Origin of the sequence: Candidatus Phyllobacterium onerii (assembly GCF_028331445.1) — a bacterium.
In the GTDB taxonomy this organism is placed as follows: domain Bacteria; phylum Pseudomonadota; class Alphaproteobacteria; order Rhizobiales; family Rhizobiaceae; genus Phyllobacterium; species Phyllobacterium onerii.
The window spans coordinates 415900-432960 of sequence record NZ_JAQMHX010000002.1; the positions used below are offsets into that span (position 1 = coordinate 415900).

The following is a 17061-nucleotide window of genomic DNA, read 5'->3' on the forward strand; positions in this document are numbered from 1 at the left end:
TCAACGCCTTACTCCGGGAGGGAAAATTCGCCAGATCGCATAGGGGACCGTTGCCGGATCAATCCGCAGAGTGTGCAGCTTGCCGTGCCATGTGAAGCGGTTGCCGTGGACTAGATCTTCTACTTCGACTGACGCTTCGTCAGACAAGCCAAACTCCCATAACGGAACTTCGAACTGAAATTCGTGCGCATTGTGCGGATCGAGGTTTACATGGAACAGAAGAAAGCTGTCTTCTCTCGCATCCATTTTCCCGTAGTAAAGAATATGGTCGTTCCATGCGTTGTAAAACCGAAGACTGGAGTAGGCCCGCAGCGCCGCATGCTCTTTACGCAGGCGATTGATGAAAATGATGTCTTCGGCAATATTGCCTGAACTGTTCAGGTCTCGATGGCGTATCTGGTATTTTTCGGAATTAAGATATTCCTCTTTACCCGGCACGGCAGCCGCCTCACAGAGTTCGAATCCACTATAAATGCCATAACTGCCACCCAGGGTGGCGGCAAGAACAAGGCGGATTTGAAAGCCAGCGCGACCGCTGTTTTGAAGAAAATATGGATTGATGTCCGGAGTGTTGGCGAAGAAATTCGGCCGCATGTACCAACGCTCTTCGCCTTGCGTAAGTTGGCTTAAATACGCCTGCAATTCCTCCTTTTCATTGCGCCAGGTGAAATACGAGTACGACTGTGAGAATCCAATCTTCGCGAGTCTGCCCATGACCTTGGGCCTGGTGAAAGCCTCGGCCAAGAATATGACGTCGGGATGGTTCCTGCGGATGTCGTTTATAAGCCACTCCCAAAAGGGGAACGGTTTGGTATGCGGGTTGTCAACCCTAAAGATGGTTACGCCGTGCTCGATCCAAAATTGCACGACGTCGCGCAGCGAAATCCAAACCGCCTGTTTTCCCTCGCCGTAAAAGTCGACATTGACGATATCCTCGTATTTCTTGGGAGGATTCTCCGCAAACTTTATACTGCCGTCGGGTCTATGGTTAAACCATTCGGGGTGCTGCTTGACCCAAGGATGATCCGGCGAGCATTGAATGGCGAAATCAAGCGCTATCTCCAGTCCCTTGTCACGGGCTGCATCCACGAGGCGATCAAAGTCTGCGAGTGTGCCCAATTCGGAATGTATAGCCGTATGGCCCCCGTCAGCTGCGCCAATGGCATACGGACTGCCGGGATCACTCTCTGCCGCGACAAGGCTGTTGTTTGGCCCTTTCCGATTTGTTCTCCCTATCGGATGGATCGGGGGGAAATAGAGAACATCAAAGCCGAGCTGGCGTACGTATGAAAGCTGCTTGATAACGTCGTCAAAGGTGCCATGTCGACCAGAAACGGCCGACTGCGACCGGGGGAAAAGCTCATACCAGGATCCAAATCCTGCCAGTGCTCTCTCTACGAATACGGGGACATCGTTCTCATAGCGGGTCAAGTCGGCTCTCGATCCGAGGTGGGACATCGCCTTCAGAACATTATCCGACAACAACAGTTCGCACTCATCGTCGTCAGGGCAAACCTTCATCCTGGCGAGGACATCTTCCAGTAAAAGTCGGGAGGCCTCCTGGCCGGTTCCTGCGCCCAATGCAGCCTCGATTAGGTTTCGACCCTCGATCGCGTCGAGAGCTGTTCTTTGATAAGCGGCGATTTTTTTCGTTGTCTCTGCTGCCCAACTGGCAAACAGGTCCCGCCACGCGATTATTGTAAACGAGCACGGTCCGACATCAGGGATATTTACCGTGCCCTCCCAGCGGTCATTGCCGATAGGCCGCATGGGTATTTCTGTCGCCGCGTTGCCCCAACTGACGAGCACGGCAGCCCTCAAAACATCATGACCGTCGCAATAAATGTCTGCCGAAACCAGGAAGTCTACGGCTTGAATGGCCTTGGCAAAAAACCTCCCACCGTTGATTTCAGGTCGCACAGCCTCAATCGCTATCCGCCCATCAGACAACGGCAATGGACCGACTTCTGCACCCCGAACTGAGGGCGCTTCGCGATTTGCAGATCGGACGTTTTGAAATTCGTGCTGCTTCACGTTGACTGGTACCGTACATTTGGACCGCAGTTTGATCCCACGCGTCCCTCATAAACCGTTCACCGTAAGCAACCTCGGGCACGGCACAAAGTTCCCGCGAGTCGATAGAATTATTGTTCGGCGGGCTCTTGAGAATTGTGGCAGATCAATGAAGTGAACGACGAGGCCCCCTGGCCCGACGCGGCATTCGGGAAAACAAATATTTGAGGTTAGCGGCCGGCGCGCAGCCGCAAACTTAAGTCCTTCCTCCAGGATATTAGGAACAAAGCTCGGCCTAGAGACTTACGCTACCACAAGGATGGAGCAAGCTTTGAACGGCAAAAATGAAAGAGCATTCGATATTCAACCCGGGGACTGGACGACCATCGGGGCCCACGCCGACAAAGATGGCATAAATTTCTCACTGTTTTCGGCTCATGCCGAGCGCGTGGAACTTTGCCTCTTTGATGATGCAGGCGAAATGGAAACGGCCCGGATGACGCTGCCTGAATTCACCAATGAGATTTGGCATGGCTATGTCCCCGGCCTCCAACCCGGGACCCTCTACGGCTATCGGGTCCACGGCCGCTACGATCCCAAAAATGGGCATCGTTTTAACCCAAACAAATTGCTTTTAGATCCCTATGCCCGGGAGATCGTCGGCGATGTGAAGTGGAGCGCTGCCCATTTTGGCTATGATATCAATGACTCCGAAAAGGATCTGTCCTTCAGTGAGGCAGATAGCGCAGCCGACACGCCCAAGTGTCGCGTTATCGGCGAAGATCCATACGATTGGTCTAAGGATGTTCGACCTTCGGTTTCGTGGCACCAAACCATTTTTTATGAAACCCATGTCAAAGGTTTCACGCAGCTACATCCGGCCATACCGGAAAAACTTCGTGGAACTTTCGAAGGACTTGGACACGAAGCAATCGTGAACTATCTGAAAAGCCTTGGAATAACATCTGTGGAGTTGCTGCCGATCCATTTCTTTCCCGATGACAGCCATCTATTGGAAAAAGGGCTTAAGAACTATTGGGGGTACAACACGCTTGGTTTCTTTGCGCTGGCCTCGCGCTATTATGGTCCTAGGGGCATGGATGGATTCCGGGACATGGTCCGAGCTCTCCATGACGGTGGCATCGAAGTTATCCTGGACGTCGTTTACAATCATACGGCCGAGGGAAATGAGCTGGGACCTACGCTCTCTTTTAAAGGCATCGACAATTTCTCCTATTACAGGACAACACCCGATGAACCACGTTACTATATAAACGATACCGGAACAGGCAATACGGTCAATACGTCTCATCCCAGGGTACTCCAGATGGTGACCGACTCGCTGCGCTATTGGGTCGAAAACATGCACGTTGACGGATTTCGCTTCGACCTCGGGACAATTTTGGGACGGGAACCGGATGGGTTTGATCAGCGCGGGGGATTCTTTGACGCCGTTAATCAGGACCCGGTTCTTTCCAAGGTCAAGCTGATTGGCGAACCCTGGGATATCGGTCCCGGTGGCTACCAGGTTGGAGGCTTCCCGCCGGGTTGGGCCGAATGGAACGACAAATACCGCGACACAGTAAGAGACTTCTGGAAGGACACCGACAATTCCGCACCGGACTTCGCTGCAAGATTTCTGGGATCCGCCGATGTCTACGACCTGCGGGGCCGGCGACCTTGGTCCAGCGTCAACTTCATCGCGGCCCATGATGGCTTCACGCTCAACGATCTGGTTTCTTATAACGACAAACACAACGAAGATAACGATGAGGACAATAAGGACGGCCACGGTGACAATCGTAGCAACAATTATGGTGTTGAAGGTCCGACAGACGATGCCAATGTCAACGCGATTCGCGAACGGCAAAAGCGCAACTTTTTAGCCTCGTTGTTCCTTTCGCATGGTACGCCGATGTTACTTGCGGGGGACGAGTTTGGACGGAGCCAAATGGGCAATAATAACGGATATTGCCAAGACAACGAAATGAGCTGGGTTCATTGGGAGGGCTTGCCGGCTACCGCCGCGCAGTTGGGCGAATTCACTCGTAAGATTATTGACATCCGCAAGAAACAGCCAATGTTTCGTCGTGAAAACTGGCGCGATGGTCATGTTATAAACTGGCTTAATGCGGGTGGTGGGGAACAGACTGCAGAACATTGGCAGGATGGTGGCGGAACCACGATCGGAGTGCACTTGACGTGTGAGAATCCCGCTCCTGGCCAGTGGCATAGCGCGGTCGTACTCTTTAATCCGCACGAGGCCGAAGTGCCGTTCGAAATGCCGGCTCCCCCAACCGGCAACAGTTGGCGACAAGAACTTAACACGGCCAATTCCAACTTCGATGAACATGCTGAGCACGGTGGCGGAATTTTCGAAATTGCCGGCAGAAGCTTCGTTCTCTTCAGCTCAAGTCAGTGATGAGCCATTGGTGGATACTTCGCCGTTGCGGGCGTTGCAAAGACAGAGTTCCAGGCTGCTTGACCGGGATATGGAACGTCTGCAAAGCATGTGCATTTATGCGGCAAATGCGCGTACTCTCTTGGAAGCCTATGAGCGAGGTTTTGTGGGTTCCTCTTGCGCATCCGGCGATATGCGGAATCATCGGCATGATCGTAATCGTTTGGGAGCGGACACGGAAAAGCTCGGCGCTCAAGCGACAAAGGGCAAGCGATCTCGCTTCTTAAAAAAGCGGGACGCGTCGGCAGCGATCGCTATATGTGGCTTGGTGGTTCAAAAACCGGAATTAGGTAGCAACTGCCACCAAACATAATAGTGTTCATTTGGACTACCCTGAAATCCCGTTGTTTCAGGAGTGATGAATGCGCTAGCCTTCCAAGAAAAGCTTATTTGCGCCTCCAAATCTCGTCGCTCGCTTCTCCGTCCAAACGCTCGTCCAACTGTGCGAAGGCCGCTTCATATAAGCTTTGGAGGGCATCGAGACGCTCATCTCCCAAGGATGCGAGTTCACGCATCCGCGCCCGCTTCGAGAATTTTCCCGACCCGCTGTGGAGGAAGCCGAATGCCAGTTCCTCGAGGCGGACTTCGATATCCATCGAGCGTTTGACGGACGCCTTGAAATGATCGTGTGCCTCCAGATAGCGGACTTCGCGCGGCAGGTCCTGCTCGATGGTCCGGATGACGCAATGCGCTAGAAACTCGGCCTGGATCGTCGCGTCGAAGTAGCGGTAGAAGTCGGCCGTATCGTTGTCGATGGCGACGTTGCCATCCGACGTAGGCCTCCACTTCACGAGAGGCAGGATGCGGGAGGAGTATGATTCGAGAGCGGACAGATAGGCATGGATCTCGTCATTCATCACGGACGAGACGGGAAAGATCATTCCTTTCGGGCTGAACCCGGACTGCGCCAAGACGTGATGGATCAGGTACCGATGCAGTCGCCCATTGCCGTCCATGAACGGGTGGATGAACACGAAGCCGAATGAGAGCGTGGCCGCGGCCACGATGGGCGGCATGTGCGCAGAGTCGAGCGCGTCGTCGTACGCGATCAGGCCCTCGACCAAGGACGGAACGTCGTCTGCACGTGCGCTGATGTGGCTTGGGATCGGCTCATGCGTCGATCGGTCATGGCGACCGATGAAGTTTTCCTCTTCCCTCAGGCCGAGTTTCACGGCACCGGCACCTTCGAGAACGATGCGCTGAAGTCGTTCCAGTTCCACCCTGCTGATCGGGTGTTTGCCCGCCTGCGAGACGGCCCGTCCCCATCGATGGAGCCGATCGTTGCTTGGCCTTTCTCCCTCGATCTCGAACGTCGATGTCGTGTCCTCCAGAAGAAGAAAAGCGGCGGCTCGGCGAAGGATGTCAGGCGATATTTGCGAGATGACTTCCGCCGCGCGATGCGACAGGTCAGCGGATGCAATGGCGTTCAGGCTATCGGTCTTACGGACGAGCGGACAGAATTCCCTGGTACCGGGAATGTTGTCCTTCACCCTGAATCGGCGGGAGGTTGTTCCGGTACCTGCGAACTGGAGGTCGGAGTCAATCACCTCGACATAGCGACCTCCGGCGGAGTCCGGCGCGTCGAGGCGCTCGTACAGGTGAGCGATCCGACGGGTGTACGCTCCAGATGGAGCATCGTTGAGAAGCTGCTGGATCGGCCCGGGACCTGTCGCCTGAAAAAGGGCGTTTCAACACCAGAAGGTCGACCCTTCGTATTTCAACGCGAACGTCAGGTGCCGACCAACGTTGCTTCCGGGGCGTGTCGCTGCGTGAAAATCCTCCACCCATCCTGCGTGTACTCACGGTTTCGGGGGGACGTGGCGGATCGTGTCCATGGGATGGTCACATCCAGACCGTATGCATCGATCAAGGCGACGTATCCCGCAGGAGTCGCCTCCTCCGGCAACCAATCATCGAAAAGTATTGTGCAAGGGCCAGAGAAGGTGGGTATCATGAAAAACATTCCCGCGCCAAGAAATTCGTACCTTTATAGCCTGGTCCTATGAAAACTGTCCACAGATGAGCAAATTTCAACGAATTCCGGGAAAAACGTTCCGGCCTTCCGCGAAATGTTCCAAATGTCATCCAATCGATGAAAAGCGTTACTTTTCAACTCCTAGAGCTAACTTGGTTGCAATCTCCCGAATGAACGCGCGAACATGTGGATGCCACTGCCTTTCGGTGTTTTGGAGTAGCAGACAAGCAAGAAGAGTGTCGGCATCGATTTGAATCGACGATGGCGTGTCAATGCACGCCAGATTGCCCTGTTTTTACCTTCATGCGACGTGCTCCCGTCTTACAGTGAGCTGCGCTACGTATAAATTCTTCCACGATCAAAAATACGCGTCTGAGCAATGCGACATCTTGGCCTATGCACACGATATGGCGGTGGCAATCCTTCCTTCAAACACACTCTCGTTCAATCGAAGGAGACTTGGACCTGAGGGACAATCATCAAGTTTTTTAAGGAAGGCATGCGTGACCCGAAGCGGCTTGCGATCGCAGCGACCGGTCAGCACCGCGTTTGGGACGCAATGTCCGGGGGCATGTGGACGCGGCTGGGTCTCGGGCAACATGCCCGTGCGGATGAACACGCATGTGAGGCCCGCCTCCAAAGTTCCCCGGGTGGGCTGGACGAAGGTTCTAATCATACCGTCTCCCCAGTGTTTCGACTGATAGTGCACGGAATTCTATGCAGAAGGGCGGGCCCGGCTTTAGGCGCACAGCAACCGTCGTCAAAGCCTAAGGTGTTCTGCTTATCAGAACCCGTAAGCGAGGCTCGAAGGCCTATGAAACCTTCGAGCCTCTGTTGCCAGGTTCGTATCAATGCCTGCCGGACAACCGATCTCCAACTCGTGCTACAAGCGTTAGTTCCCGTCAATATTGTAAATATCGCCACATCGTTGACTATTGTGGTGCTTAACTATCGCTTTGCCGTCTCTGCGTCAGTCGATTCCCGCTTCAGGAACGTTCGCGTAACTTCGCCAGCGTGATCGGCCAGCCATTGGGCCATGGACTCTTCTTCTGTCAAAATCTCTTCGCAAATTTGATGTGTCTGGGCGTCGCCGACAAAGCTGGCTGCCTCAGCAAGCATTGTATAACTGGCGATTTCCATATGCTCGAACGTATAACTCGCCATCGTGCCTTTCACGACCTCATCGCTGACGAATATCCCGCTCAACGATTGTCCTAATGCAGTAAGCTTAGCCCCTGCATCCTTCATACCTGAGGTGGCAGTATTTCGACGCTCAAGACAACTTCGAATCATTTGCGCATGCCGCTCGGTTTCGGCTATATGTTCATTAATGCGCTCGCGAAGTTCCGGATAGTTTTCCAGACGGCTATGTTGACCCTTGAGCATAGTAAGCGCTTGCTCTTCCATAGCGTGCGCATCACGCAGCCAATCATTCAGCATTTTATCTGCAGCAGTCATTAAATCTTCTCCATCCAAAATCCGCTAACACAGCTGGGTGAAGATTGTTCCCCTGCTTTGCACAGGAGAGGTTTGACCTTCGGAGTGATGTCACATCGTGGAAATGAGTGGCCCGGCCGACCGGAACGCAAAATACCGACGGCCGAGCCTATCAGGCCTGACGTGAAAAAGAAGCGCCACTTCTTCCTCAGACCTTTTGCTGAAACGGGGGTTCAGCGGTGGCAAAACATTTAAGTCAAGGAGAGGTTCCCTCTCTGTCCGGTACTGGACGAAGGTAAAAGGTAACCCCGGCTGATGATGAAAAACGACCAAGCCTCTGCTTATGCTTCTCAGATTTGCATCACAACCATACGCCCAATAACAACTAAGAAAAATGGCCATGGACAGAGCGCCGTTCTACGCGGCGGCTTCAGGCTCATTGTCAGCCATTGAGTTCACTGACATGCTTTTAACGACCTAATGTCACGAACGTTTAGGCATCGGATACGTCAATTATGATCAATTGTTGCGGCAAAAACGACTTTCAGCAAAGTGAACCATGACGATTTTTTCGGTTAGACATTCGACGGTCTATCGCTATGTGCGACCAGTTGCCTTCGGTGAGCACCGCTTGATGTTTCGTCCGCGAGACAGTTTTGACCAGCGCCTTTTGGAGGCAACATTGGTTGTCGAACCAACGCCAAAACAAATACGCTGGATTCACGACGTCTTCGGCAATTGTGTCGCGCTCATCGACGTCACTGCAACTGCGTCGGAGTTAAGCTTTCAAAGCCACATTCGCCTCGACCATACGCCGGACGCGGGGCTTGATCTGCAGATTGATGAAAAGGCGCTCAGCTATCCCTTCGCTTATGCGAACGATGAGATTGCTGATCTGGAGCACACAATTGAGCGTCACTATCCCGATCGTGACGATGAAGTCGGCCGCTGGGGCAGACAGTTCGTTCGCGTCGGCCATCCGACGGAAACGGGCCACCTGCTCATGACGCTCTGCTTCGCAATTCATGAGAGCTTCGTGTATGAGCGTCGCGCAGCGCGGGGAACGCAGTCCCCTGTTCAGACTTTGCAGTTACGGCGGGGCACCTGCCGGGACTTTGCCGTGCTGATGATGGAGGCAGCCCGTTCATTGGGTTTGGCGGCGCGCTTTGTCACTGGGTATATTTACGTGCCAAGTCGCGATGGCTCGATAACTCGCGGCGGCGGATCGACTCACGCGTGGTGCCAGATCTATCTTCCGGGAGCCGGATGGGTGGAATTCGATCCAACGAATGGGATAGTCGGAAACAGGGATTTGATCCGGGTGGCTGTCGCCCGTGAGCCGCGGCAAGCCATTCCACTGACCGGAAGCTACGACGGTGACGCCTCCGACTATGATGGAATGTCGGTGCAGGTGAATGTCACAACAGAGGAGACGATGCCATGATTGAAGATTTGTAGGGAACCCATAGTGGCTCCTTGACGTTGCCGCATGATTGTCAACAAGGCAGTCGGATATCAATCAAGGAGAGACGATGAAGATACGCGCCGGGTTCACTTTGGGATACGGGTGCCCACAGCCGACAGCGATGTTGCTGGTTGGCACGGCAACGGGCGCGGTCCGTCGAGCGCCGAAGGCAGCAGTCCGCTAGAATGACCCCGTAATTCTTCTGCATTCCTCGTAGCATGAGGGAAATACCGGCAGCGGTTTGCTTGCCGGGACACGAGAAGAAAGGCGGGACCATGATCCCGCCTCGTTGCTGTTCTGGTATTCGGCTGGGACGGCTTACCCTGCGCTCAATTGCTCGGCAGACATCTTGCCGGATCTGTTATCGCGCACCATTTCGTAGGTGATCTTCTGCCCGTCGTTCAAACTGCGCATTCCGGCGCGCTCGACGGCAGAAATATGGACGAAGACATCAGCGCCGCCATCGTCGGGCTGGATGAAACCGAAACCCTTGGTTGCGTTGAACCATTTCACAGTACCTGTTGCCACGATGAATCCTCCCGCTAGCAAGTTCGAACAGTATCGTTATCGTTCGACGCATCCTGTATCAAGCCTTAGAGCCGGAAAGTATGATCTTGCAGTCCCTCCTCTACTTGAAATCCTGTCTCTTCACCTTCGTAACGCAAATCTCATAGGTACATTCCCAACTCATTCCACAGATCATCTCTATGTGGGTTCCACCGCGAATGGCGTGTTCATCGGTCAGGGGGCCGATTCACCGAGCGTATCGGCGACCACAGCTCCGCGCTGACCATGGGAAGCGGCTCTGCCGTGGCGCTGTCGATTGAAGTTTGATGCTCCAATTCAGCGTTCAGTTCTGCGCCGAGGATGAGATGAGGATAATCAAAAAATCCACGTCCACATCATCAGACCGGCTACTGCGCCCAGCGCGCCGTAGGTAGCGTTGTAGTCGGCGAAGTTGGCGAGATAGAAGGTGAAAGTTGCCGACGCAACAATCCAGATCAACGTTGAAAGAACGGCTTCCCACAAAGCCTGCGTCACTTTGACTGGCGGGATTTAATCGGATGGGTTACATTCTACAATAAAGTGGTTCCGGACAACCAGGGATTTTGGCAAATCGACGCATGCTGCATCCACTGAAAGTTGAGCCGGCGCTTCGTTGAATTCATCCTTTGTCCTGAAAAAAGCCGGGAAGTGTCCCAGGTTCGATTTTGGCGGCGCAATATATTTCGCGAAGCAAGGCGACTGACCAAGGCATTGCGATTCGGACGTCTTCTTCAAATAAGCCGGCGGATATGGACCAGCCCGTAGAAAAAGTCTTCATGCGACGTCCGGGAGGCCGCCGATCAACTTGTCAAGCGTGACAGGATAGTGCCGGACCCTCACCTCCGTCGCGTTATAGATGGCATTGGCGATGGCGGCCGAAACACCGCATAAACCCAGTTCGGCAATCCCCTTCGCCTTCATAGGCGACGACATCGGATCGGTCTCGTCCATGAAGATCACCTCCTGGTGCGGGATATCGGCATGCACTGCCACCTCGTAGCCGGCGAGATCGTGGTTGACGAAAAAGCCGCGGCGGGTATCTACGGCAAGCTCTTCGGACAAGGCCCCGCCCGCACCCATGGTCATCGCGCCGATCACCTGGCTGCGGGCCGTAATCGGATTGAGGATGCGTCCAGCCGCGCAAACCGCCAGCATGCGGCGGATACGGCTCTCTCCGGTCGCGGCATCGACGCCGACTTCGACGAAGTGCGCGCCGAAGGTCGACTGCTGGTGCGTCTCTGACAGGTCGCCCCATTTGATGGTGTCCTCGCCGACGAGACCGTCTGGGCCCGCGGCTTCGGCGAGCGGCACCGACCTGTTGCCCGAGCGGACTTCGCCGTCTTCGAAGAGAACGTCCTCGGAGTTGAAGCCAAGCTTCTGTGCGACAGCCTCCCGCAGCTTGACACAGGCCGCATAGACGCCTGCCGTGGAACAGTTTGCGCCGAACTGCCCGCCAGACCCAGAAGATACCGGGAAACGCGAGTCACCAAGTTGGACGCTGACCTTGTCGATGGTCACGCCAAGCATTTCCGCCGCGGTCTGCGCGATGATGGTGTAGCTCCCTGTTCCGATGTCGGTCATGTCGGTCTCGACGCTGACCACTCCTTCCGCGTCGAGCCGCACGCGTGCGCCCGAAGGAACAAGCAGGTTGTTCCTGAACGCCGCGGCGACGCCTGTGCCGATCAGCCAGTTGCCGTCGCGCTGCAAGCCGGGTCTGCCGCGTCCGTTCCACCCGAAGCGTTCCGCGCCGAGCTTGAGACAGCCGACAAGGTCGCGGTGAGAGAAGGGCCGCTCCGGCTTTTCAGGATCGACCTGGGTGTCGTTGATGATGCGGAATTCGACCGGATCGATGCCGAGCTTCTCCGCCACTTCGTCCATGGCAATTTCAAGGGCCATCATGCCGGGCGCCTCACCCGGAGCTCGCATGGCATTGCCCTCCGGAAGATCGAGCGTCGCAAGGCGCATTGCGGTCATGCGGTTTGCTCCGGCATAAAGCAGCCGCGTCTGCATGACGGCAGTCTCGGGCTGTCCGCCGGGAAGGTCGCCCGACCAGCTCTCATGCGCGATCGCGGTGATCCTGCCGTCGCGTTCGGCACCGATGCGCAGGCGCTGAACTGTCGCCGGTCGGTGCGTCGTGTTGTTCATCAGGAACGGGCGGGGCAGTGCCACTTTGACCGGCCGGCCGGCGGCACGGGCGGCAAATGCCGCCAGTACGGCATCGGAGCGCAGGAACAGCTTGCTGCCGAAGCCGCCTCCGATGAACGGCGACATCAGGTGAATCTTCTCCTTATCGATGCCGAGGGTCGTCGCAAGGTCGGTCCGCCACCAGTCAATCATCTGGCTTGAGGTCCAGACCGTCAGCTCGTCTCCGTCCCAGGCGGCGATGGAGGCATGCGGCTCCATCATCGCGTGCGACTGATCGGGCGTGGTGTAGGTTTGGTCAAGCGTGACTGGCGCTGACTTGAAGGCGGCCTCGAAATCCCCCGCGCCTGAGTCCGGATCGCCGGATTCCAATTCTGGCTTGACCGCGGTTTGCATCGCCTGCGCAAGGTCGAACACGCCGGGCTCCTCAGTATAGTCGACCTTTACGAGCGCGGCAGCGGCACGCGCCTGTTCAAACGTCTCTGCCACGACAACTGCGATCGCCTGATGATAATGCTGCACCTCGTTGCCGCCGAACAGTTTCGCGGTGTTGAACTTGCCTTTCTTCCGATCACCGACTTCGGGCGCGGTAACAACAGCGATCACGCCTGCGGCCGCCCTGGCGCCGGAGACGTCCATCGACTTGATGCGGCCCTTCGCGATGGCGGCGCCTACCGGATATCCGTAGGCGCACTGTACTTTGGGATCATGCCATTCATAGGCGTAGATCGCCCGGCCGGTCACCTTTAGCGGACCGTCAATGCGGGGGATTGGCTGGCCGACCACTTTGAGGCGATCGATGGGATTTGTGGTGACTGGTGTATCGAACTGCATGGCTTACCCCTTGGCTTCCGCGATGACAGCGCTGAGTGTGCGCTCGACGAGAGCAACCTTGAACCGGTTCTGATCGGTGGGACGCGCGTCCGACAAAAGAACGCTGGACGCCGCTCTTGCGCCCTTGGGCAGTTCGGCGTCCGCAGTTTCCATGCGCCACGGCTTGTGCGCGATACCGCCGACGGCGACACGGCCGGTCCCGTCGGACTGGATAACCGCTCCGACGGAAACGAGGGCGAAGGCGTAGGATGCGCGGTCGCGGACCTTGCGGTAGATATGCTTGCCGCCGATCGGGGGCGGCAGCATGGCGGCGGTGACGAACTCGCCCTTTTCAAGAACAGTATCGCGCTCAGGCGTGTCACCTGGCAAGCGGTGAAAGTCGGCGATCGGGATAGAGCGCCGGACGCCGTCAGCATTCACCGTTTCTATTACAGCGTCGAGCGTTCGCATGGCGATGGCCATGTCGCTCGGATGGGTGGCGATACAGGATTCGCTCGTGCCGACGACGGCGTGCTGGCGTGTGATCCCGCCGATCGCGGAACATCCGCTCCCCGGCTGGCGCTTGTTGCACGGCTGGTTGGTGTCGTAGAAGTACGGACAGCGCGTGCGTTGCAGGAGGTTGCCTGCGGTCGTCGCCTTGTTGCGCAACTGGCCGGAGGCTCCCGCCACGAGCGCGCGCGACAGAAGACCATAATCGCGGCGGATCCTCTCGTCGGCGGCAAGATCGGTGTTACGCACCAGGGCGCCGATGCGGACGCCACCCTCTGGGGTCGGTTCGATCTTATCCAGACCAAGACCGTTAACATCGATCAGATGGGTCGGCGTTTCGATCTCGAGCTTCATGAGATCGAGAATATTGGTGCCCCCTGCGATGAACTTTGCCTCGGGATTGGCCTCCGCCGCCTTTGTGGCTGCCTCAATCGAAGCTGCGCGCTCGTAAGTGAAGGCTTTCATGCTTTCCTCCCCGAGACTTCTGCAACGGCATCGATTATGTTTGAATAGGCGCCGCAGCGGCAGATGTTGCCGCTCATGCGTTCTCTTAACTCCCCGGGGGTAGCCTCAGCTTGCGCCGTTAGGTCGCCGGTGACGTGACTGGGGATGTTCGACTTGATTTCTTCCAGCACCGCGACCGCGGAACAGATCTGTCCAGGCGTGCAGTAGCCACATTGGAAACCATCGTGTTTAACGAAGGCAGCTTGCATGGGATGTAAATTTCCGGGTTCGCCGAGGCCTTCGATCGTCGTGATCTCGTTATGCTCATGCATCACAGCGAGTGTCAGACACGAATTGATGCGTCTGCCGTCGACCATCACGGTGCACGCACCACACTGACCATGGTCGCACCCTTTTTTCGTTCCAGTCAGATGCAGGTGCTCGCGCAGCAGATCCAGCAGCGTGGTGCGATTGTCCACCTCGAGACTATGTCCCTTTCCATTGACAATCAATGATACTTTCGTGGTTCTGGTCATGTCATTCCCTGATGATTGAGCTGGCTCAGAAATTGATACGGGCCCACACAAGCGCGATGCTTGCTGCGGACGAGATAAGCAGATCACGCCGGGACATGACAAGTTGATGAGTGCCTCGCATGTCTAGCTCCAGTCCATTGAAGTCGCTCGCGACGGTCGCGCTAGAGCATGTGGCCGTCAAATTTGTTCACAAGCAGCCCGCAATTCGATACCGCCCGGGCAATTTTTGTCCTACCAACTCTGGTTGTTGTACCAGTCGTCGATCTCGCGCCTGGCCTCGTCCTTTGCCTTGCCGTATCGCTCCTGGATTTTGCCTTCCAGCTGGTCACGCTTTCCGGCGATGACGTCAAGGTCATCGTCGGTCAACCGGCCCCACTGTTCCTTGATCTTGCCCTTCACCTGCATCCAATTTCCTTCCACGCGATCCCAGTCCATGACAGATCTCCTTGTTGGCTGGAGTGAAACGCGCCAGCCAGTTGCGTGTTCCAAAGGCATGGCAGCAACGCCGTGCACAAGCCAGCGAAAGAAAATCCTTGGCCGATGGAACGCCTTCTTCTCCGGAGGATTAAAGAGAGCTATCACCAAGCCCTGGGAGAAACCCCATGACCTCTTTGGAGCAGGCTATCTCAATTGCTGCCAGCGCCCATGCTGGTTACCTCGCCGACGATGAAGAACCGTATATCTTCCACCCTTTGCGGGTGATGCTCGCCTTGGATGCAGAGGATGAAAGGATCGTCGGTATCCTGCATGATGTCGTCGAGAAAACGCCGTGGACGCTTGACAACTTGCGTTCGGAAGGACTTCCCGGTCATATCCTGGAAGCAATCGATTCAGTCAGCCGTCGCCAGGGTGAAGAGTATTTCGACTTTGTCTTGCGCACGCGAGAAAACAGCCTTGGACGCCGCGTTAAAATCGCCGACCTGAAAGACAATATCGAGAAGGTCAGGTCACACCTGGAGGATCCTGGAGCGCGGGAGAAGCTGGCCAAGTATGAAGAGGCATTGGCGCGACTTTCGTGAATTGATGCATGCCCGCACCGGAGAAGCGATCCCCAAAGGCTGCCGTTATCGCCTGTCCTGCATCAGTTGCGTCGCTACGGCCAGCGCGAGGCAAAGCAGACCGAGGGTCAGCGAAAATCCCTGGATGCCGACCAGTTCCATAACCGCGCCGGTGACCGGCGGGCCGGCGATGCCGCCGACACCCCAAACCATGGCGAAAGCCGCATTGCCGGCCATCAGCATCGGCCCGGAAAAGCGTTCGCCCAGTTCGATCAGAGCCATGGTGTAAATGCCGAACGATACTGCGCCCCAAACGAACGCCACTGGCCAGACAAACACCGAGTTGAATGACAGCGGCAACAACAGACAGCCAAGTACTGTCGTTAGCGCGCAGAACATCAGCGCCCTGTTCGAGCCCTGCGTTTCGGCCAGCATGCCGAGTGGTATCTGCAGCGCAATATTGCCGGCGGCGAAGACAGCCAGCAGCGTTGATATCCTGGCTTCCGGACTACCGTAGCCTTGGCCATAGGCCGACATCAGTGCCAGCGTTACCTGCTCGAACGCGGCAGCGGTAAACACCGCAAACAGAAGCAGCGGTGCCTGCGGCACGAAACGCCTGACGGAAGCCTGCTGCGCATGGCCATTGTTGAATTTGGGCAGTTTCGGCAGCACCCTGAGCAGGCAAAGCCCGCACAAAACGAAAGCCGTGATGCCGACCAGGAAAGGCGGCCAGCCGTGCGTTCCAACGACGGTCAGGGTGAGCGGCCCCAATGCAAAGCCGGCGGAAATCACCGACGTATAAACGCCCATGATACGGCCGCGCTGTGCCGGCGGAGTCAGAGCAATCATCCAGGTTTCGCTGATCACGTAGAGCGGATTGACCGCAAAGCCGAGCAGAAAGCGGAGCGGAAACCAGACAAGGACATTCTGCTGCCAGCCGATAACAGCGAGCAGCACAGCTGCCAGGCCGGCGCAGGACAGCGCGGTTCGCCCTGCCCCGAAATGTCGTGAGAGCCATGGGATGAGCGGCGCCGACAGAATAAACCCAAGCGGCGTCATCGCCGCCGACAAGCCGATTAGACCGGGCGACATGCCTTGCCGCTGCAGGATAAAACTGAGCAGAGGATAACTCAGCCCTTGCGCGATAGCGAAGACAGAAACCGTCGCTATTATGCCTGCCAGCGCTGCCCATGGTTTCGCGTTCGATTGAATCTGCAACTCTTCATTTGCCATGGGTTTGCTCCAAAACGCTTGGCCGGACAACGCTCGGCTCTGTTTTAGCACTCGCTTCACGACCATCGAGCTAACTTGAGGAACTGCCGAGATTGGCAAATTCAGGTTGTCGCGCAGCCCGGACACCCTCGCCTGTTTCTTCGAAATCCTTATGCCAACTTCAACGAGCCGATCCAATTCTGCAATCGCGATGATGTAGCCGCTATCGATGCAATTCGGCGATCGACGTAAATGGCTATGAGGGGTTTAAGCCTACGATTTTAGCTGCGTCAATGAGTGCATTTGTAAGACATCAATTCCAATCCCACATTGGGTTCAGTCAGCGCGGTTCTCCTCCCACCTATCCGCGCTGGCTGCTCCCCTTTTGGAGGTTTTCAACCTTCACAATTAAAGCCGGGCTTTTTAGTCCGGCTCTTTTTTGCCTGGTGCTCCAGATCATCCTTCCGATGTGATACGTGACGCCAACTGTCAAATCCATAGCGCCAAAG

12 protein-coding genes and 1 pseudogene are annotated in these 17061 nt (G+C 56.0%); 3 read left to right on the forward strand and 10 right to left on the reverse strand.

The annotated features are described in order from the left end of the window. Entirely contained in the window at nt 1-2034 is a 2034-nt protein-coding gene (locus tag PHA01_RS07635) for an alpha-1,4-glucan--maltose-1-phosphate maltosyltransferase (protein ID WP_271894323.1), read from the reverse strand. 310 nt (nt 2035-2344) lie between these two features. Between PHA01_RS07635 and glgX the strand changes: the two genes are divergently transcribed. Further along, nucleotides 2345-4435 carry a glycogen debranching protein GlgX gene (gene glgX / locus PHA01_RS07640; protein ID WP_271894324.1) on the forward strand — a complete coding sequence of 697 codons (2091 nt, stop codon included), beginning with the start codon at nt 2345-2347 and terminating at the stop codon, nt 4433-4435. A 425-nt stretch (nt 4436-4860) separates the two neighbouring features. Here glgX and PHA01_RS07645 read toward each other — a convergent pair whose 3' ends face one another. Both PHA01_RS07645 and PHA01_RS07650 read right to left on the reverse strand, forming a co-directional pair. Then, entirely contained in the window at nt 4861-6021 is a 1161-nt protein-coding gene (locus PHA01_RS07645; protein ID WP_271894325.1) for a Fic family protein, read from the reverse strand. Between the two features lie 1376 nt (nt 6022-7397). Further along, nucleotides 7398-7907 carry a ferritin-like domain-containing protein gene (locus PHA01_RS07650; protein ID WP_271894327.1) on the reverse strand — a complete coding sequence of 170 codons (510 nt, stop codon included), beginning with the start codon at nt 7905-7907 and terminating at the stop codon, nt 7398-7400. A gap of 538 nt (nt 7908-8445) precedes the next feature. Here PHA01_RS07650 and PHA01_RS07655 point away from each other — a divergent pair. Beyond that, nucleotides 8446-9330, forward strand: coding sequence for a transglutaminase family protein (locus PHA01_RS07655; RefSeq protein ID WP_271894329.1), 885 nt, complete (start codon nt 8446-8448; stop codon nt 9328-9330). Nucleotides 9331-9669: 339 nt separating this feature from the next. Here the strand turns inward: PHA01_RS07655 and PHA01_RS07660 are convergent, their stop codons facing one another. From PHA01_RS07660 to PHA01_RS07685, 6 genes and pseudogenes are all read right to left on the reverse strand, one after another. Then, on the reverse strand, nt 9670-9879 hold the full coding sequence (locus PHA01_RS07660; protein WP_271894330.1) for a cold-shock protein: 210 nt from the start codon (nt 9877-9879) through the stop codon (nt 9670-9672). 354 nt (nt 9880-10233) lie between these two features. Then, nucleotides 10234-10392 carry a YhjD/YihY/BrkB family envelope integrity protein gene (locus PHA01_RS29240; protein ID WP_334312004.1) on the reverse strand — a complete coding sequence of 53 codons (159 nt, stop codon included), beginning with the start codon at nt 10390-10392 and terminating at the stop codon, nt 10234-10236. A 279-nt stretch (nt 10393-10671) separates the two neighbouring features. Beyond that, nucleotides 10672-12873 carry an aldehyde oxidoreductase molybdenum-binding subunit PaoC gene (gene paoC, locus PHA01_RS07670; protein ID WP_271894332.1) on the reverse strand — a complete coding sequence of 734 codons (2202 nt, stop codon included), beginning with the start codon at nt 12871-12873 and terminating at the stop codon, nt 10672-10674. A 3-nt stretch (nt 12874-12876) separates the two neighbouring features. Next, complete coding sequence (locus tag PHA01_RS07675; RefSeq protein WP_271894333.1) at nt 12877-13827, reverse strand: FAD binding domain-containing protein; 951 nt, start codon at nt 13825-13827, stop codon at nt 12877-12879. Next, nucleotides 13824-14463 (reverse strand): annotated as a pseudogene (gene paoA / locus PHA01_RS07680) (aldehyde dehydrogenase iron-sulfur subunit PaoA). Before paoA ends, PHA01_RS07675 begins: the two are co-directional and overlap by 4 nt. A gap of 110 nt (nt 14464-14573) precedes the next feature. Next, entirely contained in the window at nt 14574-14777 is a 204-nt protein-coding gene (locus PHA01_RS07685) for a CsbD family protein (RefSeq protein ID WP_271894334.1), read from the reverse strand. A gap of 167 nt (nt 14778-14944) precedes the next feature. Between PHA01_RS07685 and PHA01_RS07690 the strand changes: the two genes are divergently transcribed. Continuing rightward, nucleotides 14945-15361, forward strand: a complete 417-nt coding sequence (locus PHA01_RS07690) for a GTP pyrophosphokinase (RefSeq protein WP_271894336.1) — start codon at nt 14945-14947, stop codon at nt 15359-15361. A 45-nt stretch (nt 15362-15406) separates the two neighbouring features. Here PHA01_RS07690 and PHA01_RS07695 read toward each other — a convergent pair whose 3' ends face one another. Then, nucleotides 15407-16573, reverse strand: a complete 1167-nt coding sequence (locus PHA01_RS07695; protein WP_271894339.1) for an MFS transporter — start codon at nt 16571-16573, stop codon at nt 15407-15409. Nucleotides 16574-17061: the final 488 nt, after the last annotated feature.

Bases quoted from the DNA above. Each gene is read 5' to 3' on its own strand.
- PHA01_RS07650 (WP_271894327.1), bottom strand. From the start codon at position 7,907: ATGACTGCTGCAGATAAAATGCTGAATGATTGGCTGCGTGATGCGCAC.
- PHA01_RS07655 (WP_271894329.1), top strand. From the start codon at position 8,446: ATGACGATTTTTTCGGTTAGACATTCGACGGTCTATCGCTATGTGCGA.
- paoC (WP_271894332.1), bottom strand. From the start codon at position 12,873: ATGCAGTTCGATACACCAGTCACCACAAATCCCATCGATCGCCTCAAA.
- PHA01_RS07675 (WP_271894333.1), bottom strand. From the start codon at position 13,827: ATGAAAGCCTTCACTTACGAGCGCGCAGCTTCGATTGAGGCAGCCACA.
- PHA01_RS07685 (WP_271894334.1), bottom strand. From the start codon at position 14,777: ATGGACTGGGATCGCGTGGAAGGAAATTGGATGCAGGTGAAGGGCAAG.
- PHA01_RS07690 (WP_271894336.1), top strand. From the start codon at position 14,945: ATGACCTCTTTGGAGCAGGCTATCTCAATTGCTGCCAGCGCCCATGCT.
- PHA01_RS07695 (WP_271894339.1), bottom strand. From the start codon at position 16,573: ATGGCAAATGAAGAGTTGCAGATTCAATCGAACGCGAAACCATGGGCA.